The organism is Psychrobacillus psychrodurans, assembly GCF_050209195.1.
Lineage (GTDB): Bacteria > Bacillota > Bacilli > Bacillales_A > Planococcaceae > Psychrobacillus > Psychrobacillus psychrodurans.
In genome coordinates, this window is the sequence record NZ_CP189791.1 from 2,518,462 (window position 1) to 2,542,472 (window position 24,011).

The 24,011-nt window shown below is 35.5% G+C and carries 20 protein-coding genes; 1 reads left to right on the forward strand and 19 read right to left on the reverse strand.

Going from position 1 to position 24,011, the window contains the following annotated elements:
• The 16 genes from ACQCPR_RS12175 to citZ all read right to left on the reverse strand — a co-directional run bounded on the left by ACQCPR_RS12175 (position 1) and on the right by citZ (position 19,210).
• Positions 1-1,356 (reverse strand): replication initiation and membrane attachment family protein, encoded by a 1,356-nt coding sequence (locus tag ACQCPR_RS12175; RefSeq protein WP_340931096.1) that lies wholly within the window; start codon positions 1,354-1,356, stop codon positions 1-3.
• A 72-nt stretch (positions 1,357-1,428) separates the two neighbouring features.
• On the reverse strand, positions 1,429-1,893 hold the full coding sequence (nrdR, locus tag ACQCPR_RS12180; RefSeq protein WP_090564205.1) for a transcriptional regulator NrdR: 465 nt from the start codon (positions 1,891-1,893) through the stop codon (positions 1,429-1,431).
• Positions 1,894-2,011: 118 nt separating this feature from the next.
• Positions 2,012-2,395 (reverse strand): adenosylmethionine decarboxylase, encoded by a 384-nt coding sequence (gene speD / locus ACQCPR_RS12185; protein WP_090564207.1) that lies wholly within the window; start codon positions 2,393-2,395, stop codon positions 2,012-2,014.
• Between the two features lie 199 nt (positions 2,396-2,594).
• Positions 2,595-3,599, reverse strand: coding sequence for a glyceraldehyde-3-phosphate dehydrogenase (locus ACQCPR_RS12190; protein WP_090564209.1), 1,005 nt, complete (start codon positions 3,597-3,599; stop codon positions 2,595-2,597).
• Between the two features lie 767 nt (positions 3,600-4,366).
• Positions 4,367-4,954 (reverse strand): dephospho-CoA kinase, encoded by a 588-nt coding sequence (gene coaE, locus ACQCPR_RS12195; RefSeq protein WP_340930107.1) that lies wholly within the window; start codon positions 4,952-4,954, stop codon positions 4,367-4,369.
• A gap of 12 nt (positions 4,955-4,966) precedes the next feature.
• Positions 4,967-5,839, reverse strand: coding sequence for a bifunctional DNA-formamidopyrimidine glycosylase/DNA-(apurinic or apyrimidinic site) lyase (mutM, locus tag ACQCPR_RS12200; protein WP_340930109.1), 873 nt, complete (start codon positions 5,837-5,839; stop codon positions 4,967-4,969).
• 12 nt (positions 5,840-5,851) lie between these two features.
• Complete coding sequence (polA, locus tag ACQCPR_RS12205; RefSeq protein WP_340930112.1) at positions 5,852-8,479, reverse strand: DNA polymerase I; 2,628 nt, start codon at positions 8,477-8,479, stop codon at positions 5,852-5,854.
• A 78-nt stretch (positions 8,480-8,557) separates the two neighbouring features.
• A complete protein-coding gene (gene hflC / locus ACQCPR_RS12210; RefSeq protein ID WP_090564217.1) occupies positions 8,558-9,538 on the reverse strand; it encodes a protease modulator HflC in 981 nt (326 codons plus the stop codon).
• Positions 9,538-10,533 (reverse strand): FtsH protease activity modulator HflK, encoded by a 996-nt coding sequence (gene hflK, locus ACQCPR_RS12215; RefSeq protein WP_090564219.1) that lies wholly within the window; start codon positions 10,531-10,533, stop codon positions 9,538-9,540. The genes hflC and hflK overlap by 1 nt, the downstream gene beginning before the upstream one ends.
• Positions 10,534-11,200: 667 nt before the next feature.
• Complete coding sequence (locus tag ACQCPR_RS12220; protein ID WP_090564221.1) at positions 11,201-12,415, reverse strand: carboxylate--amine ligase; 1,215 nt, start codon at positions 12,413-12,415, stop codon at positions 11,201-11,203.
• A gap of 11 nt (positions 12,416-12,426) precedes the next feature.
• A complete protein-coding gene (pnpS, locus tag ACQCPR_RS12225) occupies positions 12,427-13,959 on the reverse strand; it encodes a two-component system histidine kinase PnpS (RefSeq protein WP_427137128.1) in 1,533 nt (510 codons plus the stop codon).
• A complete protein-coding gene (locus ACQCPR_RS12230) occupies positions 13,959-14,666 on the reverse strand; it encodes a response regulator transcription factor (RefSeq protein WP_427137129.1) in 708 nt (235 codons plus the stop codon). The genes pnpS and ACQCPR_RS12230 overlap by 1 nt, the downstream gene beginning before the upstream one ends.
• A 57-nt stretch (positions 14,667-14,723) precedes the next feature.
• Positions 14,724-15,173, reverse strand: a complete 450-nt coding sequence (locus ACQCPR_RS12235; protein WP_340930116.1) for a MaoC/PaaZ C-terminal domain-containing protein — start codon at positions 15,171-15,173, stop codon at positions 14,724-14,726.
• Positions 15,174-15,617: 444 nt separating this feature from the next.
• Positions 15,618-16,556, reverse strand: a complete 939-nt coding sequence (mdh, locus tag ACQCPR_RS12240; protein WP_340930118.1) for a malate dehydrogenase — start codon at positions 16,554-16,556, stop codon at positions 15,618-15,620.
• A gap of 191 nt (positions 16,557-16,747) precedes the next feature.
• Positions 16,748-18,013 (reverse strand): NADP-dependent isocitrate dehydrogenase, encoded by a 1,266-nt coding sequence (gene icd, locus ACQCPR_RS12245; protein WP_340930121.1) that lies wholly within the window; start codon positions 18,011-18,013, stop codon positions 16,748-16,750.
• An 81-nt stretch (positions 18,014-18,094) separates the two neighbouring features.
• The gene (gene citZ, locus ACQCPR_RS12250; protein WP_090564234.1) at positions 18,095-19,210 is read right to left on the reverse strand and encodes a citrate synthase; all 1,116 of its coding nucleotides are present in this window, start codon (positions 19,208-19,210) and stop codon (positions 18,095-18,097) included.
• A gap of 198 nt (positions 19,211-19,408) precedes the next feature.
• Between citZ and ACQCPR_RS12255 the strand changes: the two genes are divergently transcribed.
• Positions 19,409-20,377 carry an AI-2E family transporter gene (locus ACQCPR_RS12255; RefSeq protein WP_427137130.1) on the forward strand — a complete coding sequence of 323 codons (969 nt, stop codon included), beginning with the start codon at positions 19,409-19,411 and terminating at the stop codon, positions 20,375-20,377.
• Here the strand turns inward: ACQCPR_RS12255 and ACQCPR_RS12260 are convergent.
• From ACQCPR_RS12260 to pfkA, 3 genes are all read right to left on the reverse strand, one after another.
• Positions 20,355-20,747: an FxsA family protein gene (locus ACQCPR_RS12260; RefSeq protein WP_427137131.1), complete on the reverse strand. Its 393-nt coding sequence runs from the start codon at positions 20,745-20,747 to the stop codon at positions 20,355-20,357. The genes ACQCPR_RS12255 and ACQCPR_RS12260 overlap by 23 nt on opposite strands.
• Before the next feature lie 462 nt (positions 20,748-21,209).
• Positions 21,210-22,970: a pyruvate kinase gene (pyk, locus tag ACQCPR_RS12265; RefSeq protein ID WP_427137132.1), complete on the reverse strand. Its 1,761-nt coding sequence runs from the start codon at positions 22,968-22,970 to the stop codon at positions 21,210-21,212.
• 37 nt (positions 22,971-23,007) lie between these two features.
• Positions 23,008-23,967: a 6-phosphofructokinase gene (gene pfkA, locus ACQCPR_RS12270; protein WP_090564242.1), complete on the reverse strand. Its 960-nt coding sequence runs from the start codon at positions 23,965-23,967 to the stop codon at positions 23,008-23,010.
• Between the last annotated feature and the right edge of the window lie 44 nt (positions 23,968-24,011).

Consider the following 24,011-nt stretch of genomic DNA (forward strand, 5'->3'; position numbering starts at 1 on the left):
CTACCTTTTCAACATGCCTAACTCTGCTAATAATTTTTGACGTTCTTCATCGATATTTTGAATACCATTCGTAGTTTTACCTGATGATTTCTTTGTTTCTCCATCTTTCTTATAAAACCAATCAGGCACTTTTTCCTCGCGCGTCGGCTTTTTTGTATATGTTTTTTGTGGAGAGCCTTCATTTTTCCATTTTACATACTGTTCGTGTTCGTTCCTAGCAAGCTCCATCGCTTCTTTGGCTGTTTTGACATCTTTCCGCATCCAATGAGAAGCAATTTTCTCCGCATAATTTTTCGTGAGTTTCATGTCTGTACGCAATAATACATATTGTAACAAAACATTAACAACTCCGATCGGCATTTTGAAGTGAGTTACAAAATGATTAGCTAACTGAACATCCGCGAGAATTGGCTCTTTTCCGTTTGCGATATCCTTTAATACTGACACCGGTGGCGTTGTTTCTAAATAATGGATTAACTCACCTTCCTTCGTTAAGGGTTGAGCGGATTCCAAAGATACAACTTGTTTTTCAATCTTCTCTATTACAGGCGCAACTTTGGAAACAGTAAGTTTGTAATAATCCGAACATGCTTTTTTTAATCTAGCTTCTGAAAGATGTAATTCATCATCTAACGCAAGAATAACTACTTTTTGCATTTCCACTGGACTTAATTTATATAAAAAGGCGAGTTTTGCAATTACTTCTCTCGCTTCTATTGTCATCGCTGATTTAGGTACTAATTGCTCAGAAAGTCCCTCTTGAAGTAATGAAAAATCAAATTGATCATAATAAAATGGAACAGCTGATTTCCTTTCCTTCGATACGAAAGTGTCATCGTAAGATAGAGAATTATCCATTTTGGAGGATGGTTTAAATACATCCATAAATGTTCTAGAGACGTCATTAAAACCATCATTCCAATTGGAGTTTTGAATAAAACGATTACGTAATTGTTTAAAAGCATTTTCACCAACTTTATTTAGCAAAAACATGGATAGTAATGGATCTTTTAAAAATGACTCTGCATCTAATGGTGCCGAAAGATCATAATGGAATATATTCCCTTCATCCATCGTTTTTTTCCATGTACGTAGAAGACCAATTGCCTCAAGAGCAAGACGAGCTTGAAAAACTTTACCTATAGGCATCCCGAGAACATTCATCAGTTGGTAATGCGACCATCTCTCACTGCTTTTTTGTTCTCCTTCTGCCCAAAGTGTTAAATACAAGCTAATACTTTCTGCTCCAACTAACGGCTGATAAAACAAAGTTAGCAATTGCCGATCATAATCTGATAAAGAATATGGTAAGCGAATCATATACAAATCTGCTGGCTGTAGCTCTTTATATAACATCGACAATTGTATCTACTCCCCTTTAGAATATATTAAAATATAGAACGCTGTTTCACAAAATGATACTTCAATTTATAATGAAGGATTTTTCTTTAAAATTTCCTTTAACTCATCGATAAATACATTTATATCTTTAAATTGGCGGTAAACAGAAGCAAAGCGGACATAAGCTACCTCATCTACTTCTGCAAGTTTGTCCATTACAATTTCACCGACGTCTTCCGATTTCACTTCTGCATTACCCATTCTTCGTAATTCTTTTTCAATAGAGAAAACAATATTTTCTAGTTGTTCTAATGCAACTGGTCTTTTTTCACATGCACGAATTAGCCCTCGTAACACTTTTTCACGACTAAACTCTTCTCTGGAACCATCTTTTTTTACAACGATTAATGGTGTCTCTTCTACTTTTTCAAACGTAGTAAAACGAAATCCACAATCTTCGCATTCTCTTCTTCTCCTGATTGCCTTATTGTCATCCACAGGACGAGAATCGACAACTTTTGTGCCATTGTATTGACAAGTTGGGCATCTCATATAGATCTCTCCTAATTCTTCACAGTAGTTTTATGTATCTATTATAACAATATTTTCGGGTAAAATCGAAAAAGCAGAGGAATCTCTTCCTCTGCTCACTCAGTCAGGTATAAATCTATTACGCTTGAACTGTCAATCGTGATGCAGGCTTTTTAACTGGTCCCATACCACGTGGCATTTCTAACGTTTCGCGTGTTCCAGCATTAAGAGCATCTGCTATATAGTTAGCTGCGATTGATGGATCTAAATCACCACATGTATACACATCAATGCTTGCATAACCGTGCTCTGGAAAGCTGTGAATCGTTAAATGCGATTCGGAAATAATAACGACTCCACTTACACCTTGTGGCGCAAATTTGTGAAATGCAACTTCTCTGACCTCTGCACCAGATTTTAGTGCAGCATCAACAAATGTTTGCTCGATAAATTGCATATCGTTAAGTTTGTCGAAATCGCACTCCCATAGTTCTGCAATAATGTGACGTCCCATTGTTTCCAATGTCCGTTTCCCCCTTTGATAAGTTTTATTTTTAACCTCAAAGTTGACTACCACGGGGGAAAGTTAGTCCAAAGAGGTCCTAACCCTTTAAGTAGTCGGTGTACAAGTAAAGTAACACGATTCTCATTATATGTTGTTTTATTGAAATATGCAAGAAATAATTAACCTCTTTCTAATCGCTAGAAAGAGGTTTGGATAATTATAGAGATAAAGCTACTTTTTTAGTAAGGTCAACTACTCTAGCAGAGTAACCCCACTCATTATCATACCAAGCAAGAACTTTTACTTTACGGTCACCAATCACCATAGTAGTTAAACCATCCACCGTTGTAGACAGAGTTGTAGTGTTAAAGTCGATGGATACTAGAGGTTCCATCGTAATACCCAATATACCTTGCATTGTACCTTCAGATGCTTTAAGGAAAGCCTCATTAACTTCTTCTGAAGTAACATCTTTTTGCAAATCCACCACTAAGTCTACTAAAGAGACATTTGGAGTTGGTACACGTAATGCCATACCATGAATCTTCCCTTGAAGCTCTGGCAATACAAGTGTAAGTGCTTTTGCAGCTCCTGTTGAGGTAGGAATGATTGATTGACCACAGGCACGTGCACGACGTAAATCCTTATGTGGATTATCTAGATTATTTTGATCGTTTGTATATGCATGAACGGTTGTCATTAACCCATTTTCAATACCAAATGTGTCATTCAATACCTTCACTACAGGTGCTAAGCAGTTTGTTGTACAGCTTGCATTCGAAATTATATGGTGAATCGATAAATCTAACTTATCATCGTTTACTCCCATAACTATAGTTGCATCTTCATTTTTTGCAGGAGCAGTTATTATCACTTTCTTTGCACCAGCTTCAATATGTGCTTTAGCTTTTTCACCATCATTAAATTTACCAGTGGATTCAATAACAATATCCACGTTTAGCTCTTTCCATGGTAATTTTGCTGGATCACGATCATCCACAATTTGAACTCGTTGGCCATTTACAATTAGAGCGTTTTCTTCTAGTGAAATATCTCCAGTGAAAGTACCATGTGTAGAATCATATTTAATAAGATGTGCCAATGTCTCTAACGGGTATCTCGCATTTATCGCTACCACATTTAAATCCTCTTGTGCTATTGCTTGACGAAAAACCATACGTCCAATACGTCCAAAACCATTAATCGCAATTGAAACTGCCATATGAAAAGTCCTCCTGTAACTATGTGATACTTATTGTTTTTTAACCTTGAATTAGTATAACACATTTTACGTATTGTGTAGCCCCAAATATACAGAATGATAAAGTCGATATTTTCAAATAACTTTTCATTGGTTCAGTAGAGCTAAGGAACAAAGAAAGAACCTGTAACCACCGATTTTTGGAAGGTCTTTGGACATACAGTTATTTACTTAATTAAGACATAGTTATGCCGTTGATTTCCGCTTTATATAATCGAATAATTGGATATAAAATCATATAAATATACGTATTTTATCTTAAAATAAGTAAGGATGAAACGGCCTCAGATAAAGAAAATCCACTTGCTTCTTTCATTATAAAGTAGTATACCTAATCGGCAGACGATTTTTATCCCTATAATAATTTTGATTACTCTTATTATCTCAGCGATATGCTTTTCTCTATCTCCAGAGTGGAGAACTACACTCTATATTGATTGGAGTGTAAGGTGGCGACGGTGATAGCTCATCGATCACCCCACGGAGGCCAACAGGATGTAGGTCACGAAGGCGTTGCCACACTTTGTGGTTCTCTTAGCCTTTGAACCCCACCTGAAACGGAAATCAGTGGGTAATCATTTCTTTTAAGTCCCATGAATCAAGTGTTCACAGGACATCTTTATATACTTTTAATCTTTTCAAAAAAGCACCAGAATATTTAACTTCTGGCGCTCCTCTTATACTTTATAGAGTAAATACTTACTATTTGCGTGTAATTTCCAGTTTTATTATTCCCAAATAGCTAATATTTTTATTAATTGTTGTTTAGTTTCTTCTATTGTTCCATTGTTATAAATGACCGCATCTGCTCCTTTTTCTTTTACTGATAAAGGTAATTGGGATTGAATACGTAATTTGGCTTCCTCCTGTGTAAACCTATTCCGTGACATCAATCTTTCCAATTGGGTTTGTTCCGTTACTGTCACAACAAGAATTTTATCCACAAAGGATTGCAATCTACTTTCAAAAAGCAGCGGTATATCCATAATAATGACTGGATGTCCCTGTTGCACAAGATGCCCCTTTTGGGCTAACATTTCCGCACGGATAGCAGGATGTATAATATCATTTAATAACTTACGTTTAGAAGGGGTTGTGAAAATAATTTCACCAAGTTCTTCCCGATTTAAGGATCCATCCTCTTGGATAACCCCCGAACCAAAAGTTTCTTTAATCATTTCAAGCGTAGCAGTTCCTTTTTCAACTACTATTCGCGCGACAAGGTCTGCATCTATAATGGGAAAGCCCATTTCCTTTAACATATTTGCAACGGTGCTTTTCCCACTAGCGATACTTCCTGTTAATCCAATTATCATCTAGTTGCTCCCTTATTTTTGACATGTTGGACAGTAGGTAGATGTACGACCACCGATTGTTTTTTGTTTCGTTTTCGTACCACAGTCCCCACATTCCTTTTTGCCATACATTTGAAGTCTATTTTGCATATTTCCTGCTCCACCGTTAATAGTGCGATAATCTGAAATCGTACTACCTCCGTTTTCAATACTATCAAGCAAAACAATTACTATTTCTTGAAATAATTGAATTTTTCGCTCTCTACTAATTCGTTTTACTGTCCTTGCCGGATGTATTTTCATACGAAATAACGCTTCAGTCGCATAAATATTTCCGCAGCCAGACACGACATGACCATCCATGATAAATTCTTTTATTGCTTTATTCTCATATTTGGGTAATGCGCTCATATGCAGAAAATGATCTAATGCATGTTGATCAAAAGGCTCAGGTGCCATTAATAATAAAGGAGGGTAGTCCGCTTCTGTTTCTAAGAATCGCAATTCGCCAAATCTTCGGATATCCGCATAGACTAGCATGTCACCCTCTTCAAAGTAAAGAGTAACATGCGCATGCTTTCTAAATTTTTCTTCTGTAATCTCATGCAAACTTTTCACAGAAAACCATGCTCCCGACATTCCCAAATGCGATACTAGCATATAAGGGAGGCCATCCTTTAGAAGATGAAAATAAATATATTTGGACCTTCTTTCTAGATGGTCAATCTTTGTGCCAGGTAAAGCTAAACAAAACTGATCTACATCTAACCCTTTAATAATAGCTTCTTTACCATTTGCTTTTGAATTATAAATGGTTTCCGAAACATCAACTGACTTAATAGTCTTTCCACTTACAATTGGTTGAAGGGCGCGTAATACGCCCTCTACTTCTGGTAATTCTGGCATACAAGTAACCCCCTACTTCGTGTCATACCACGATGAACCAAAGGCATAATCCACTTTCAAAGGTACAATCAGCTTAATAGCATTTTCCATTACTTCTGGTACTATTTTTTCTAATAATGCAATCTCCTCTGGAGGTGCCTCGAAAATTAACTCATCATGTACTTGTAATAACATTTTAGTTTGCATATTTTCTACTTTTAATCGAGCTGCCATATCAATCATCGCTTTTTTAATAATATCTGCAGCACTTCCTTGAATTGGTGTATTCATCGCCGTTCGTTCTGCAAAGCTTCTTAGATTAAAATTTGAACTCGTTATTTCCGGTAAATACCTTCTTCTATTAAGGATTGTAGTAACATATCCTGATTGTTTTGCATCATGAACAATATCGTCCATATATTCCTTTACTCCAGGGAAGCTATTTAAATAATTCTCGATAAATTTCGCTGCTTCTTTTCTAGTAATATCTAGATTTTGCGATAAACCATAATCACTAATACCATACACAATACCAAAGTTAACCGCCTTGGCAGCACGACGCATATCGGATGTCACATCTTCCTGTTCCACATGGAAGACATCCATAGCCGTTTTAGTATGGATATCTAAATCATTATTAAAAGCATCTACTAAGTTTTCATCCTTAGACATATGCGCAAGAACACGTAATTCAATCTGAGAGTAATCCGCAGCGAACATTACCCATCCGGGTTGAGAAGGAACAAAGGCTTTTCGTATTTTTCTACCTTCCTCCAAACGTACTGGTATATTCTGCAGGTTCGGATTTATAGAACTTAAACGCCCTGTTGAAGTTAGCGCTTGTTGATAACGAGTATGAATTTTCCCATCATCTTTGTGAATCTCTTTTAACAATCCTTCAATATATGTCGAATTGAGCTTACCTAATTGACGATATAGTAGAATTTGTTCAATTATTTCATGTTCATTTGCTAGTTTTTCAAGAACATCCGCTGCGGTTGAATAACCTGTTTTAGTCTTTTTAATAGGTGTAAGTCCAATTTTTTCAAATAGTATTACGCCTAATTGTTTAGGAGAATTAATATTGAATGTTTCTCCCGCTAGTGTATAAATGTCTTGTTCAATCACCTGTAATTTAATATTGAGTTCATGACCCATTTCTACAAGTATTTGTTTATCCACTAAAACACCATCGGATTCCATCGTGCCTAGGATAGATGCAAGAGGTAGCTCTATTTCTTTATACAACTCGTACTGTTCATTTTCTTCAAGCTTCACTTCTAACTTTTCTTTTAAGTCCCATATTGCCCTTGCTTTTCTAACTGCATGTTCTGCAATTTTCTCGATTTCAGGAGGAGTTTTTTTGGCACCTTTTCCGTAAACAGTATCGTTTGCCAACAAGTTAAAGTAACCAAATTCTTTCGCAATAGCTGCAACATCCTCTGACGAAATAGCTGGATTTACTATATACGCTGCTAGGAGCAGGTCAAATTCAACTCCTTGAACATTAACATTGTGTTTTCTGCTCACTGCTTGTGTTGCTTTGGAATCTGCTAAATACTTTTTATTTGTATCATTCTCTAACCACGAACAAAAATCCTTAGATTGAAAAGCAATCTCTGCGGGAGCAAAGTAACCTTTTTCTCCATCCGATAAAGCAATGCCTAATAATTCGCTTGTATGGTATTGAACATCATACATTTCCAAATGGACTGCCATCACTTTATCTAATACAGTAGAGTCTATTTCTTCAACAATTTGGAATTCCACCTCTGTCGTTTCTGGATCTTCAGAAACATATTCAGATTTCTCCAAAAGTGTTTTAAAGGATAGTTCCTTCCAAACTTCAATTACGTCTTCCATATTTGGACCATTATAAGAAATATCCTCAATTGAGACTTGGATTGGTGCTGCTATTTCTATCGTAGCTAGCGCCTTACTCATAATTGCCTGTTCTTCATTAGCAACAAGTTTTTCCTTTAGCTTAACACCACTCACTTTATCAAGTGCCTTATATAAATCCTCTACCGAACCATGTTCTTTTAAAAGCTTAATAGCTGTCTTTTCTCCGACACCAGGTACTCCGGGTATATTATCGGAAGCATCCCCCATTAAGCCTTTCATATCAATAATCTGTAAAGGACTTAAACCATACTTTTCTTGAATATGCTCAGGTGTGTATTTTTCAATATCGGTAATACCTTTTCTCGTGATATATACTGTTGTATTATCAGTAGCTAATTGTGTTAAATCTTTATCTCCAGAAACAATTACGACTTGTTGACCTTTTTCATCTGCTTGCTTACTTAAAGTACCAATAATGTCGTCCGCCTCGTACATTTCCAGTTCATAACGCTTAATACCATAAGCATCGATCAACTTACGTATATATGGAAATTGTTCTGAAAGCTCTGGCGGAGTTTTTTGTCTTCCACCTTTATATTCGCCAAATGTAGAATGACGGAAAGTTGTTTTTCCGGCGTCAAAAGCCACTAACATATGAGTTGGATTTTCTTCTTCCATAATTTTTTGTAGCATCATTGTAAAGCCATACGCTGCATTTGTATGTACACCATGTTCATTCGTTAATAGGGGTAGGGCAAAAAAAGCTCGGTAAGCCAAACTGTTGCCATCTAATAATAGGATTTTTTCGGTCGCCAAATACATTCACTCCTTAATAATAAAAACCGTCATTCCCTATATCTTACCATGACAGTAAGGGGAATGACGATTCATATACTATTCTAAGTAACCTGATAGAATATTCGCATACGGAGAATCTGACGGGATGATTATCATCGTTTCATCTCCAATTGTTTTCTTATACGATTCTAAAGTTCTGTAAAGTGAATAGAACTCTGGATCCTTAGAAAAACTTTGGTTATAAATTTTTGCTGCCTCTGCATCCCCTTCAGCCGCTATAATAGATGCATCTTTATTGGCAGTTGCCAACATTTCACGAACTTCACGGTCTGTTTCAGCTTCAATTCTTCGTTTATCTGCATCACCGGTAGAAAGGAATTTTTGAGCAATACTTTGTCTTTCAGAAATCATCTCATTGTACACAGATTGCTCATTTTCTTGAGGAAGATCTGTCCGTTTAATACGAACGTCTATTACTTCAATACCGTAATTATCTTTTTTCAATAATTCATTTACATGACTAGTTATTTGATCATTTAAGCTTCCTCTTGAGGAATTTTCATCGTTAATAATCTCATTATAATTTAATTGACCAAGCTCAGAACGAACGACCGAATAGATAAATTCTTCCATACGAGAACCTGCTCCAACTAATGTACCTGCACTAGAAATCATTTCCTTAACATTTACTACTCTCCACACTGCATAATTATCAATAATAATTCGACGTTTATCTTTTGTATTTATTTCTGCCTCAGATAATTTATAATTCATTTGATATTTAGGTACTGTAGTTACAGTCTGAACAAATGGTATTTTCATATGAATCCCAGGTGTATCTTTAACATCTTTGATTTCTCCAAACTGACGAATTACTTTAAACTCTCCCTCTTTGACCACAAAGATATTCGCAAGGGCGATGATGAACAAGACAAAAACTAGGAAAATTGCAATAAATGGCTTTGTATATTTTTTGTAATCTACTGGTTTTTTCTCTTTAGGAGAGTTACTTGCCTTGTTTTCAACTGTTTTAAATTTCGCTTCTAAATTGGAGAATGGATTTTTGTTATCAGCCATTATTTTCCGCTCCCTTCTTCTTTTTCTGCCTCTGTTTCAGTAGTCGTAGTTGCTGGTGGAGTCGTTTGTTTACTTGCTTCTAACGATTGTAGAGGGAGATACTTCATCGTTCCACCATCATCATTCATAATATATAAATTAGCATTTGGTAGTACGGCATCTAAAGTTTCCATTACTAAACGCTGTTTCGTAATCTCTTTATTATTTTGGTATTCTGCATATAGCTTATCAAAAAGTGCTACGTCTCCTTTTGCCTGTTCTATACGAGCAGTTTTATACCCATTTGCATTTGAAATGATTGCATCCTTTTCACCAATTGCTTCACTTAACTTCTGATTCTTGTATTTTTCTGCCTGATTTACTTTTGTATTCTTAGTCTCCTCGGCATCCGTTACTGCAGTAAACGCAGATCTAACTTCTGCATTTGGAAGCTCTACATCTTGCAGCTTTACTGTTAATACAGTGATTCCTATATCATACTTCTCTATTAAAGAGCGTAATAGATCATTTGTGTCACTCTCAATTTGTGCTTTTCCTGAAGTAAGGGCATCATCTATTTTGGAATTCCCAATAACGGAACGAATAGAAGCAGAGGTTGCATCATGAAGTAACTCTTGTGGGTTTTCAGCATTAAATAAATAAGATTTAGGGTCTGTTATTTTCCATTGAACGACTAAATCAGTTAACACAATATTGTCGTCCCCTGTAATCATTTTAGTATCCTTATCAAATGATTCGATTTCTCCATCTGCAGTTTGGCTATAACCGAATTTCAGACTAAATGTTTCTTTGGAGAGTTTTTCTACTGATTGAATTGGCCAAGGCATCTTAAATTTTAAACCCGAATCCACTATTGGTTCACTTGCTTCACCAAATGTGATGACGATTGCTTGTTCCGATTCATCTACTGTATACCAAGATGTAAAAACAGCCGATATTAATATAATTCCAATTACACTCATGGCAATAATAGTTAGTAACCTTTTCGTACTCATATTATTTCCTCCTTTTTATGTATACTTCCTTTTACGGTTTAACTTAGTAGTTGGTTTCAAAAATAATAGAATTGGTTATCTCATACATGTTTTCTATGAAGAGCATATTAAGTAAACTTTTAGGGTTTAGTTGGAAAAGTAGATACTTATACATTCTTGTTTCTTTTATCTGAGTCTCATTTTCACTTATTTGAAGATAAAACATGTATATTTAGAAGGTTTTATATACAATTGTTCGTTTATATAAAGTGAAACTAGTTGAATGGAGCGCAGCGGCGACTCCAGTGGGAACAGCGCGAGCTGAAGACCCTGGACTGAGCATCGCGAGGGAAGCGGCTGAAGCCGTGCCCACGGAAAGCGTCCGCTCGTAGCGAAAATCAACAGCATATCTACATTTTGTTTTTAGAGGATCGGGTATCTTTTACCCCGTTTTTTATGTAAAGAGTAATTTCGTCAAGCCCGCGGAAAGCATCCACCTGAAACGGAAACCAGTAGTATTATTCATTCTTAAATGTCCTGTAAACTAAGTATTCATTTTTCATTCTCCCTATATAAATAAAAAAAGCTAGCAAAAGCTAGCTTTTTTAGGTAAATCGTTTGGAAAAGGGGTCTAATTAAATATAACAAACAATTGTAAATCTCCCGTTAATACTTTGTAAATATTTCCTTACCAATTATTGTTTTTGTATTTTTTATAATAATTAAACTGACGAGCAATCAAAAATAATTTACGAGTAAAATGCTTGTCCTTTTTGTAAAAGAGTGGATTTCCCCATTTACCCGATTTCAAAAGTCCACTTACTTCTTCTCGAATCTCTTCATTTTCAACAAAGTTCCTTAGCACTATTTTAGGCACTACGGTAAACAAATAATGCTCATTCAATAGAGTAAGTGGTTTTTCCTTTTGATAAATAACATCATCTACAAAATATCTAGCCATATTATGTCCAAGAGCTGTTGTATAGTAACTAGATCTCCCCTGTCTAATGTTTACCTCAAACACTTTAAACTTCCCATCTCGCTCATCAAACTTTAAGTCGAAGTTTGCAAAACCTACGTAACCTACAGCTTCTAAAAAGTGTTGAAGTTTTTTCATTAGCTCCTCATTATATCGGGTAATTAGCGCAGTATAGTTACCAATTGCAGTAACAGTATGCTCTTGAAGAACCACTTGTGCAAGTGTACTAAGTTGTGCTTGTCCTTTTGAATTCATATAAAATACTGAATCCCACATATACGTATCATCCCCAGGAATATAATCCTGAATGATTAAGTCTTCTGTATATCCACTAGCATTTACTTTGTTAATAATATCATCAAGTTCTGCTTTAGACTCTACACGATAAACTTTTTGTTGTCCTGGAAACTTGTTTTTGTAATACATAACACCATTGCTTGGTTTTATAATTAGAGGGAAAAGTACATCTTCGGTAAATGCTGCTTTTTTTGCACATGAATAATAATATGTCTTAGGTGCATCTATTCCATGCTCTTCACAAAGCTTATAGAAATTCGATTTCACAAGTAGATTGTTCATTAGTTCTTCTGACATATAGTTAAAAACATACATTTTCTTTAGTGCAACTGCATTTTCAATTATTAATCGTACATAAAAGTCATTTGTTCCTATTAGAAGCAATTGTTTGTCTTGCGTTTTATATTTTTGTGCTACTTCAGAAAGAACTTGAACAAAAGAAGATTTATCCCATAAATTTGGTTGAATTTCTATATGTTCAATCACGCTACTCCATTTGGTAAAGGACATTTCTTCTTTACCTACTAATATCGGCTTAATATTGTATTCCTCATGAAAAGAAATCGCCATATTATAAGCATTCATATCTGTCCCAATAATTATAGGGATAAAAGGTTGGTTATTCATAAAGACCTCCGTTAACTTTTAACAAGTGGAATTGATACAGTAAAGACAGTACCTTTTCCTACTTCACTTTCTACTTCTAACAAGCCGTGATGCGCTTCCACTAGATGTTTAACAATTGCTAGACCTAGACCGGTTCCTCCAGAGTTTCTACTTCTAGCTCTGTCCACTCGGTAAAAACGCTCAAATACTCGGTTAAGCTCTTCTTTTGCTATTCCTATCCCTTCATCTTGGATACGGAATATTCCACATTTTTCGTTTTGACTGATAGATATAGTCACGGTTTTATTTTCAGGGGAGTAAGTTAGTGCATTCATCAATAAATTCATCGTTATTTGGATTAAACGATTTAAATCCCCTAATACAAAGACCGATTCATCATATATCGTCTCGAGGCGCATATTCTTTTCCTCTACTATATGACTAGTCATTTCTTTACTTCGCTCAACAACATCTAATAAGTTGACCTTTTGTAAGTCCACTTCATACCCAACCTGCTCCACTTTTGAAAGATCTAATAAATCATTGATCAGCATTTGAAGTCTATTACTTTCCTTGTGAATTATTTCAAGGAAAGAAAGTAAAGTTTCTTCGTTTTTATATGCGCCATATAATAATGTTTCTGAAAATCCTTTAATACTTGTAACAGGTGTCTTCAATTCGTGAGATACATTTGCTACAAAATCTTTTCTGACCTGCTCCAATTTCACAAGCTCCGTAATTTCATGCATGACAACCACTATACCAAGCCATTTTCCATGTTCACCGATAACTGGTGCACCGTAAGCATCCATGTAATAAGTATGTATGTTTTTCTTTACAGATATTTGTTCCCGATTAGATGCCTCTGTTAAAAATAATTGATCAATGAACATTTCAATCTTCTTTGGAAGACCAATTTTATTAAACAACTTTCCATCAACGTCTTTGAACGAAATATCAAGCTGTTTAAGAAATGCACGATTCACAATGGTGATATATCCGTTACGATCAATCATAATAAGTGCACTGCCCATATTCTCGATTAACGTTTTCAAACGTTCTTTTTCAGTTTCTCTCATGACGGATATATCATGCAAATTTCGTGCAAGTATATTAATAGAGTTACTCAGCTTGGACATTCCAGAAAATTCATCTTCAAACGCACGAATCCGATAATTACCTCTTGCTAATTCCATAGCGGTTTCTGTTAAATGTTCGATTGGCTGAGCAAACTTTTTGAAAATACTTGTCCCTAAAAAAAGTGCAACCAGAAATGTTATACCTAAAATGATGAATAAGAATAACCATAAGGAATGGGAATCAATCAAATCCGCTCGTGAAAAAGAAGAAGCTAGCTTATCCCTAATATCCCTCTGTTCATCTACAGTTAGTCCTGTTGCGGCTAAATCTTTAGATACTTCCTCTATCTGTGTGTTTATGACTTTTTCAGAAGAATTTTTGGCGTAAATAGGAAAAAGCTGTCCAAGTATTAGTCCTAGACAAGCTAATATTAACCCTATCATAATAGAATAAGTTCTAAAAAGTTTGGAATGAAATGATTTCATTAGCTCTTAGGCTCCTCAAACTTGTATCCTAATCCTCTAATTGTTTTGATGAAATTAGGCTTTCTACTATTCTCTTCAATTTTATCACGTAAATGACTAATATGGACATCTACTATACGAGTATCTCCCGCAAAATCATAGTTCCATACAGCACTTAAAAGCTGATCACGTGTTAACACTCTATTTTTGTTTTCTATTAAATACACAAGTAATTCAAATTCTTTTGGAGTAAACTCAATGACTTCATTGTTTAAAAGTACTTCAAAACGTTCTGGAAACACTTGTAACGGCCCAAAAGTATACATCTCTTCTATGTTTTTTTCTTGCTTATGCTCTGTAGATAGACTAGAACGACGAATCATTGCTTTTACCCTTGCAGTTACCTCTCTCGGGCTAAAAGGCTTGGTCATATAATCATCTGCACCTAATTCGAGTCCTAATACCTTATCGAATTCTTCATCTTTTGCAGTTAACATTATAATAGGTATTTGCACTTTCTTTAAACGAAGTTCTTTACAGACTTCCATGCCATCCATATGCGGTAGCATCCAATCCAGTACAATAACCTCTGGCTTTTCTTCTAATGCTTTATTAAGCCCTTCTAAACCATCACTTGCTGTGATGACTTCAAAACCAGCTTCCTCAAGATTATATTTTAATAAAGTTACAATCGAGCTTTCATCATCCACAACTAATACTTTTCTCATTTTTTTGCCTCCAAGGTTGATTTGAAACCCCCATTCCAAATCCATTAAGCTATAATCTTATTGTTTCTCTAGAATAGGAGGCGTTACATGAAATTCGCCATCCACAACAATTTCATTTTGGTCATTTTGAGCTATTACTGAAATTATTATATTATTTGATTGTTCTATTATTTCCTTTATTTCAAATGTAAATTCTAGTATTGAGTAATGGTAAGTAGGTGTTGGAAAACTAATATATTGTTTTGTTATATGTGATCCCGGACCCGGCAAGTATTTTGAGATAGCAGATGTTATAATACCCGTTAACATAATCGACGGTACGATAGGTTTTTCATATTGAGTCTTAGCCGCAAAATCATGTTGAATATATAAAGGATTGTTATCATTGGTTAGTCCAAGATATAGAAGCAAGTCTTTGTCCTCTATTTTTTCTGTAAGTGTTAATTTCTCACCTATCTCTATATCCTGTATATGTCTCCCTATTTTTCGAGTTTTCCCTAATAACAATAGCTGCTCCCCCTTACAAATAGCTAATTCTATATTAACAATAAACCTACACAAAGTGCAAGGTGATGATAGGACCTGTTCCAGTTGGGCTATCTTTTAACCATCCTTAGTTAGCCCTTTTTTTCATAATAATATCACTAGCAAAAGACATACACAGAAATTTTAGTTCATCACCAGTTTCCGTTGTTCTCTAAGGGTTTTGGACTAGCATTTTCCTCTATGATTAAAAGGTGAGTTTTTAGTGTTATTAATTTTCATACTATATTAACTAAAACTAATTCTATTATCCTAACTATAAGCTATAGTCACAAAAAGGGGCAAAAGTTATGTGCATCACATGGTTTGGTAACAACCTGTTTATCCAAGTGAATTCTCAGCTTTTAAGTATTTTCTTATTAAAAAAATCGAGTAGGTTTCCCCACTCGATTGATACCAGTATTATAGTTAAGCTAAAACTTTCATAACAGCTTTGACTGCATCTGCAGATTTGTTTAATAATGCTTTTTCATCTTCTGTTAATTCAAGTTCGATAATCTTTTCGATACCACCAGCACCAAGCACTGTTGGAACACCAAGGTAAATTCCATCCATACCATATTCACCCTCTAAATATGCAATAGATGGTAATACACGTTTTTGGTCTTTCAGAATTGCTTCAGCCATTTCCACTAAAGAAGCAGCTGGAGCATAGTAAGCAGAACCATTGCCTAAAAGGTTAACGATTTCAGCTCCACCTTTACGAGTACGGTCTACAATTTCATCTAAACGAGCAGCGTCAATTAGTTTTTCTAATGGAATCCCGCCGGCATAAGAATATCTTACTAATGGCACCATATCGTCACCATGTCCTCCCAGAACAAAACCAGTTACATCTTTAACAGATAGGTTTAATTCTTTTGCAACAAATGTACGGAAACGTGCAGTATCAAGTACACCAGATTGGCCGATTACGCGTTCTTTTGGTAAGCCTGATTCTTTATAAACTGTATAAGTCATCGCATCAACAGGGTTTGTTAATACTAATATTGTTGTATTTGGAGAATACTTAACGATTTCAGATGTAACAGATTTCATAACTTTTTGGTTTGTTTGAACTAAATCGTCACGGCTCATGCCAGGTTTACGTGCAATACCAGCAGTGATAATAACTAAATCCGAGTCTTTCGTCTCTTCATAATTAGAAGTACCAATGATATTAGCGTCAAAACCTTGAACTGGTCCGGCTTGCGACATATCCAAAGCCTTACCTTTTGTAGCATTTTCTGCCTGTGGAATGTCTACTAATACAACATCACCAAGTTCTTTTTGAGCAAGTAGAAAAGCTGTTGTAGCACCTGTAAATCCGCCACCGATTACTGATATTTTACTTCTTTTCAATGTCATTAGAAAACTCTCCTTTTATGTTTATTAGTAGAACCGTGCTAAAAAGGCCTGTTCTATAAAGCGCACACCTGGAACGGAAATCAGTAACATTATTCGAATCCCGTGTTCACGGTACATTTTTATATATTCTTGTCTATTAAAGAAAAGGAAGGGAAAATTCCCTTCCTTAAAAACCAAATCTCATTTTAATATTACATGTTTTTAATAAGTTCATCAGCGAACTCAGAACATTTAACTTCAGTCGCACCATCCATTAAACGAGCAAAATCATAAGTTACCACTTTAGAAGCAATAGATTTCTCCATTGAATCCATGATAAGTTTCGCAGCCTCGTTCCAACCTAAATGCTCTAGCATTAATACTCCTGAAAGGATAACAGAAGATGGGTTAACTTTGTCAAGACCAGCATATTTAGGAGCTGTACCATGAGTAGCTTCGAAAATAGCATGTCCAGTTACATAGTTAATATTAGCTCCTGGAGCAATACCGATACCACCAACTTGTGCAGCAAGTGCATCAGAAATGTAATCTCCATTAAGGTTCATTGTAGCAACTACATCAAACTCTTTTGGACGAGTTAAAATTTGTTGTAAGAAGATATCAGCAATTGAATCTTTCACAAGGATTTTACCAGCTGCAAGTGCATCAGCTTGTGCTTTGTCAGCAGCTTCTGTTCCTTGTTCTTCTTTAATTTTATCATATTGATTCCAAGTGAATACTTTATCCCCAAATTCTTGTTCTGCTACTTCGTAGCCCCAAGTTTTGAAAGCACCTTCTGTGAATTTCATGATATTCCCTTTATGAACTAATGTTAAAGAAGTACGACCTTCTTTGATAATATAGTTAATAGCAGCACGTACTAAACGTTTAGTACCTTCCTCAGAAATTGGTTTAATACCGATACCTGAAGTTTCTGGGAAACGAATATTTGTCACTCCGAATTCAGTTTGTAAGAATTCGATTAGTTTTTTTGCATTATCTGTACCTTTAGCATACTCAATACCAGCGTATATATCTTCAGTGTTTTCACGGAAAATAACCATGTCAGTATCTTCTGGACGTTTAACTGGAGATGGAACACCAGTGAAATAACGAACTGGACGTAGGCAAGTATATAGATCAAGCTCTTGACGTAATGCTACGTTTAACGAACGAATTCCTCCACCGATTGGTGTAGTTAAAGGTCCTTTAATAGCAATTAGATACTCATTAATAACATCTAAAGTTTCTTGAGGTAACCACTCGCCAGTTTTATCGAATGCTTTTTGACCAGCAAGAACTTCTTTCCATTCAATTTTCTTTTCACCATTATAAGCTTTTTCTACCGAAGCTTCTAATACACGTGATGCTGCAGCCCAAATATCTGGACCCGTTCCGTCTCCCTCAATGAAAGGAATTACCGCTGTGTTTGGTACGTTAAGTACGCCGTTTTCTACTGTAATTTTGCCTGTTGTCATTTGTTATTCCTCCTACTATCATAATCATAGGGCAGTAAACACAAATGTGTTTAAGCCCTATCTTATAAGATAATACTAATACTATCTTTCTTCAATTGGAATATATTTTTGCATTCCAGGTCCTACATATTCTGCACGTGGACGGATTAAACGATTATTTGCATATTGCTCAAGAATATGTGCGCTCCAACCAGATACACGTGATACTGCAAAGATTGGTGTAAATAAATCATGATCGATTTTTAAAGAATGGTATACAGACGCAGAATAGAAATCTACATTTGGAGGTAGATTCTTTTGTCCCGTAACTATTTCATCAATACGAATAGACATATCATATAATTTGGATTCACCATTAAGTGTAGTCAATTTTTTAGACATTTCACGTAAATGCTTTGCACGCGGATCTCCTTTTCTATAGACACGGTGACCAAATCCCATAATTTTTACTTTGTTTTCTAATTTTTCGTTAATATAAGCGTCAACATTATCAAGTGTATCAATTTCTGTTAACATTTTCATAACTTGCTCGTTTGCTCCACCATGAAGAGGTCCTTTTAAAGCTCCAATAGCTGCGACCACACCAGAATAGATGTCTGAAAGAGTTGCTACACATACGCGAGCAGTGAATGTCGAAGCATTCAATTCATGATCTGCGTGTAAAACAAGTGCTTTGTCAAACGCTTCTATTTCTATGTCTTCTGGTAATTTTCCATGTAGCATGTACAAGAAGTTAGCAGCATAACCTAGATCTGTTTTAGGTGCTACAGGTTCTAGTCCTTTACGGACACGTGAGAAAGCTGTTACTAATGTCGGGATTTTTGCTTGTAATTTAATTGCTTTTAAGTAATTTGCCTCATCGGACATATCTTCTGCAGCATCATCATATAATGCAAGCATAGAAACTGTTGTTCTAAGGGCAGTCATTGGATGTACATCATTGATTGGGAATGTTTTGAAATGATTCAAAACTTCTTGTGGTACAGCCATGTTGTCGGCTAATTGTTGTTTCAATTCAGCTAGCTCAGCTGCGTTTGGAAGACGTTTATGCCAAAGCAAGTAAACTACTTCTTCAAAGCTCGCATTGTTAGCTAAATCATCAATATCATATCCAACGTATGTAAGTGTATCATCGATGATTGAACTGATGGACGTTTCTGCCGCTACAATTCCTTCTAAACCTTTAGTTGTTGTCATATCAAAGTCTCCCCTTCACAACATAAGACTTCTGACTAAATCTACACTAAATCAGAAGAATTATATGTATATATTAATGTTTTTAGCATTGCTTACTTATACAGTATAATCAATTTTGGCGTTTTTGTGAATGAAAACGCTTAAGTTTATTGAAAAATATCTTTAAATCTCCTAATTAATTGAAAAGATTGGATGAATTTGATTACTCTACAATTAAATAAAAAAGATTTTTTATCACAATGGGTACCATTTGGAATAATTATACTAATATCATTTGTTGCTTACCCACTCACTTTAGCAATAATTGGAGGTTACTTTCTATTTCCTATCACTAATTTTTTACATAAAAAATTTAAAATTCCAGTATTTATAAGTGTATTACTAACTGTAATTTTAATTTTATCTAGTTTTTTAATGATATTATTTTTTCTTATTCAAACATTAATTGATTTAATTCCTTTTATTCATGAACATGTTGTTCTACTACCTGTAATGGAAATACAAAATCACCCCTTTTTTACGATGTTTGAAGGTAAATTTCAAACATTACTAAATAAGCTATTGAATGATTTATTACTAAATGTAACTCATTTACCCTCTTACTTTTTTGAGATATTCTTATTTAGTATTGGATTATTTTTTTCCTTAATCGAATCTATAAAGGACCGGGAATGGTTTCTAGTTTATTTCCCCAAAAAAATGCGACATCTTTGCCATAAAGCATTACTTAAATCCTCAACAATTATAAATCAGTTTATTCATGTAGAATTTAAGTTATTTATTTTAACGTTTATATTAATTTCTATTGGTTTCTCAATATTAGGTTTACATAATCCGATTAAATATGCGTTTCTAATTTCTTTAGTCGATAGTGTTCCTTTTTTAGGTACTGGCTTAATATTGATACCTTTGTGCATATACTTTTTTTTAATGGAAATGCAGATGGTAGGTACAATTGTCTTACTTTTATACCTTTTCGTTCAATTGACAAGACATATCGTCGAATCTGTACTCTGGTCTTCTACGACACAAATAAAGGCTGTCCACGTCTTTTATTTGAGCGCGGCAGCCATTTTAATCTTTGGATTTATAGGAATTTTGTTTAGTCCGTTTATTTATCTATTTGCCCATAAATGGGAAAGTTTCACGAAGACTTCATCACAATAACTTGGCCGTTTTTCATTTTTTTGCGTATCCATCTATAAATAAGTGGTTTAAATAAGTTTCTAGTTGGGGCAAATAAAAGCATGAAGCCAAAAATATCTGATATAAATCCTGGGAGAACTACTAGGATAGCTCCCATAAATATACTAATACCATTAATCGCAGCTTCGCCTGGCGCTTGATAGTTTTTGACGCTATCTGATACTTCTCTAAACGCTTTTAGGCCCTGTCTTTTTGCCAAATAGCCACCAATTATACCACTTGCGATGATCAATAAAAATGTATTTCCTACTCCAATAGTTTTACCCGATAGCATAAGAATATATAATTCAACCGCTGGGATTAAAATAAACAAACCAATAATCCATTTCATTATTTCACCTTCCTTTTAGAAAAAGCTTAAGCACCAATTAAACTCAAAACCTATTTCAATCGTTTCCATCGGGCATTGGACAGACTTGTTGCTATAATATTATCGAATATTTTTTTAAGTAGCTGGTCATTACTAACATCACGACCAGCCTCCCTTTTCTCGGTAATCTTATGGCGTTTGTCTGTCCGTCGCCATTCAAAAACCTTTGGAAAGAGGTTAGTGCATTTTGGGTTACCTCGAGAAAAAAATCTTCCTGTTAAGTACTACTCACTTAATTGATTGTAGTACAAGGTGGCGACTCCAGCGGGATGAGTGAGACATATGAGACATATGAGACATATGAGACATCACATCGACGCGTGAGCGATGAAGCGTCCACCTGAACAGTATTAATAAATAGATTCTAATACGCTACTTCTTTTCATTCAATAAAAGCCCCACCGTTATGGTGAGGCATTTTTTTTAAATAATACTAGCGTGTCCATGATAGATAAAACCACTTTCGGCATCTATCGTTAGTTCTTGACCATTTTTTATAAGTGTTGTTGCATCTTTAACACCTACAATAACCGGCACTCCTAAGCTAAGTCCAACTACTGCAGCATGGCTAGTTAAACCACCCTCTTCGGTGATTAAACCTCTGCATTTTTCAATACTCGGGACCATATCTCGGTCAGACCCTAAAGTTACAATAATGCTATCCGTTGTATCTTGTCCGGCTAATTCTTCCGCATTATTTACAACTATTGCTTTTCCGAATGCAGTATTCTTACCAATACCTTGTCCTCTTGCAACTAAGTCTCCAATAATATGAACCTTCATCAAGTTTGTTGTGCCCGCTTCTCCAACAGGTACACCAGCTGTAATCACAACTAAATCACCATGAGTTACGTAGTGGTGAAGAATACTTTCCTCCACAGCTACTTCCAAAATCTCATCTGTTGAGTGAGCTTTTTTTCCAACAATTGGATATACCCCCCAAACTAATGTTAGTTTTCTAGATGGGGTAGCAGATGAAGTCACAGCAATAATCGGAACACCAGGTCTAAATTTAGCAATCATTTTTGCAGTATATCCACTTTCAGTAGGTGCAATAACTGCTTTTACCTTTAAGTTAATCGCTGTATGAGCAACAGCTTGACCAATAGCATCAGTTAAGTTCACATCACGTGCTTTACTGATCTTCGTTACATTTTCACGATAATCGACTGCATTTTCTGTACGACGAGCAATTTTATCCATCGTTTGAACAGCCTCTAACGGATAAAGTCCTGCAGCTGTTTCTCCAGAAAGCATAATGGCATCTGTACCATCAAATATAGCATTTGCGACGTCACTTGCTTCTGCGCGAGTAGGTCTAGGATTACGTTGCATAGAATCGAGCATTTGAGTAGCTGTAATAACAGGTTTTCCAGCTTCGTTGCATTTAGTAATTAGTTTCTTTTGAACTAAAGGTACCTCTTCTGCTGGAATTTCTACGCCTAAATCACCCCGAGCAACCATTAGACCGTCAGATACTTGAATAATTTCATCAATATTATCTACGCCTTCTTGGTTTTCGATTTTAGGAATAATTTGAATATGTTCTCCATTATTTTCTTCTAATAATTTACGGATTTCTAACACATCTGAAGCTCGGCGAACGAAAGATGCAGCAACAAAATCTATGTCCTGCTCAATACCAAAAAGGATATCCTGAGCATCTTTTTCTGTCATGCCAGGTAATTGCACTGATACTCCTGGTACATTTACACCTTTATTGTTCTTTAACGTTCCTGCATTTTGAATATAAGTGGAAATTATTCCATTTTCTTTATCAATTTTTTTAACGATTAACTCAATTAGTCCATCATCCAATAAAATAACAGAACCTTCGTGAACATCTTCAATTAGTTTGTCATAGGAAATAGAGAAGCGTTCTAATGTACCTAACACTTCTGTCATCGAAATTTCAATTGTCTTACCAGATTGAAGCTCAATAGCACCATTTTCCATTTTATGTGTGCGAATTTCTGGGCCTTTTGTATCCAATAAAATCCCAACAACTTTACCTATCTTTTTAGAAACTTTACGGATTGTTTGAATTCTTGCAGAATGTTCTTCATGATTTCCATGTGAGAAATTCAATCTGGCAACATTCATACCAGCATTAATTAATTTCTCTAACATTTCTTCCGATTCACTTGCGGGTCCAATTGTACAAACTATTTTAGTTTTTCTCATAGTACATTCCTTTCTATAATGGGAAGATATTACCTCATTAAATGGATAATTCTTTAGATAATTGATACATAGACATATCAAATTCTTCATGATTTTCAAATGCTTTATTCATATCATAGTCTACCACTTGATGATTCTGGATGCCAATAGCACGTCCACCATTTCCAGTAAGTAATACCTCCACAGCTTTAGCTCCAAACAAACTTGCTAGCACACGATCACGACCCGTCGGAGAACCTCCACGTTGAATATGTCCAAGTACCGAAACCCTTGTTTCAATATCCGCTAAGTCCTTTAGCTTGTTAGCAAATTCTGCTCCACTCATCACACCTTCTGCAACAATAATAATACTATGCTTTTTCCCTCGTTCGGAACCGCTTTTTAGACGCTCGACAATCTCGTCCATATTTATCTCTACTTCAGGAATAATGATCGTTTCAGCCCCACCTGCTAGACCAGCCCACAAAGCCAAGTCTCCGGCATCTCTTCCCATTACTTCTACGATAAAAGTACGTTCATGCGATGTGGCAGTATCTCTGATTTTATCAATACTTTCAATAACTGTATTTAAGGCTGTATCAAATCCAAGTGTGTAATCTGTACCAGGTATATCATTATCGATTGTTCCTGGTATTCCTACACAAGGGAAACCATTTTCAGTTAGTTTCATAGAACCTCGATAAGAACCATCCCCACCGATAATTACCAATCCGTCAATACCATGCGCCTTTAACTGCGCTATTGCTTTTTGTTGCCCTTCTTCAGTTCGGAACTCTGGGCATCTTGCAGAAAATAGTTTTGTTCCACCTCTTTGAATAATGTCCCCTACAGAGCCTAAATCTAAAACTTCCATTTTACCATCAATTAACCCTTGATAGCCATGGAAAATACCAACTACTTCAAGCCCCTCAAAAATGGCCTTTCTTACAACAGCACGAATAGCTGCGTTCATGCCTGGAGCATCTCCCCCACTTGTTAATACACCAATTCTCTTCATCTATTTCTCCTCCATACAATGAATTTCATAATGTAAGCTTATCA

Bases quoted from the DNA above. Each gene is read 5' to 3' on its own strand.
- ACQCPR_RS12260 (WP_427137131.1), bottom strand. From the start codon at position 20,747: ATGAAATGGATTATTGGTTTGTTTATTTTAATCCCAGCGGTTGAATTA.
- pnpS (WP_427137128.1), bottom strand. From the start codon at position 13,959: ATGAAATCATTTCATTCCAAACTTTTTAGAACTTATTCTATTATGATA.
- hflC (WP_090564217.1), bottom strand. From the start codon at position 9,538: ATGGCTGATAACAAAAATCCATTCTCCAATTTAGAAGCGAAATTTAAA.
- ACQCPR_RS12175 (WP_340931096.1), bottom strand. From the start codon at position 1,356: ATGTTATATAAAGAGCTACAGCCAGCAGATTTGTATATGATTCGCTTA.
- coaE (WP_340930107.1), bottom strand. From the start codon at position 4,954: ATGATAATTGGATTAACAGGAAGTATCGCTAGTGGGAAAAGCACCGTT.
- citZ (WP_090564234.1), bottom strand. From the start codon at position 19,210: ATGACAACAACTAAAGGTTTAGAAGGAATTGTAGCGGCAGAAACGTCC.
- ACQCPR_RS12190 (WP_090564209.1), bottom strand. From the start codon at position 3,599: ATGGCAGTTTCAATTGCGATTAATGGTTTTGGACGTATTGGACGTATG.
- mutM (WP_340930109.1), bottom strand. From the start codon at position 5,839: ATGCCAGAATTACCAGAAGTAGAGGGCGTATTACGCGCCCTTCAACCA.
- ACQCPR_RS12230 (WP_427137129.1), bottom strand. From the start codon at position 14,666: ATGAGAAAAGTATTAGTTGTGGATGATGAAAGCTCGATTGTAACTTTA.
- hflK (WP_090564219.1), bottom strand. From the start codon at position 10,533: ATGAGTACGAAAAGGTTACTAACTATTATTGCCATGAGTGTAATTGGA.
- mdh (WP_340930118.1), bottom strand. From the start codon at position 16,556: ATGACATTGAAAAGAAGTAAAATATCAGTAATCGGTGGCGGATTTACA.
- icd (WP_340930121.1), bottom strand. From the start codon at position 18,013: ATGACAACAGGCAAAATTACAGTAGAAAACGGCGTACTTAACGTACCA.
- pyk (WP_427137132.1), bottom strand. From the start codon at position 22,970: ATGAGAAAAACTAAAATAGTTTGTACAATTGGACCCGCAAGTGAATCG.
- nrdR (WP_090564205.1), bottom strand. From the start codon at position 1,893: ATGAGATGCCCAACTTGTCAATACAATGGCACAAAAGTTGTCGATTCT.
- pfkA (WP_090564242.1), bottom strand. From the start codon at position 23,967: ATGAAGAGAATTGGTGTATTAACAAGTGGGGGAGATGCTCCAGGCATG.
- ACQCPR_RS12220 (WP_090564221.1), bottom strand. From the start codon at position 12,415: ATGAATAACCAACCTTTTATCCCTATAATTATTGGGACAGATATGAAT.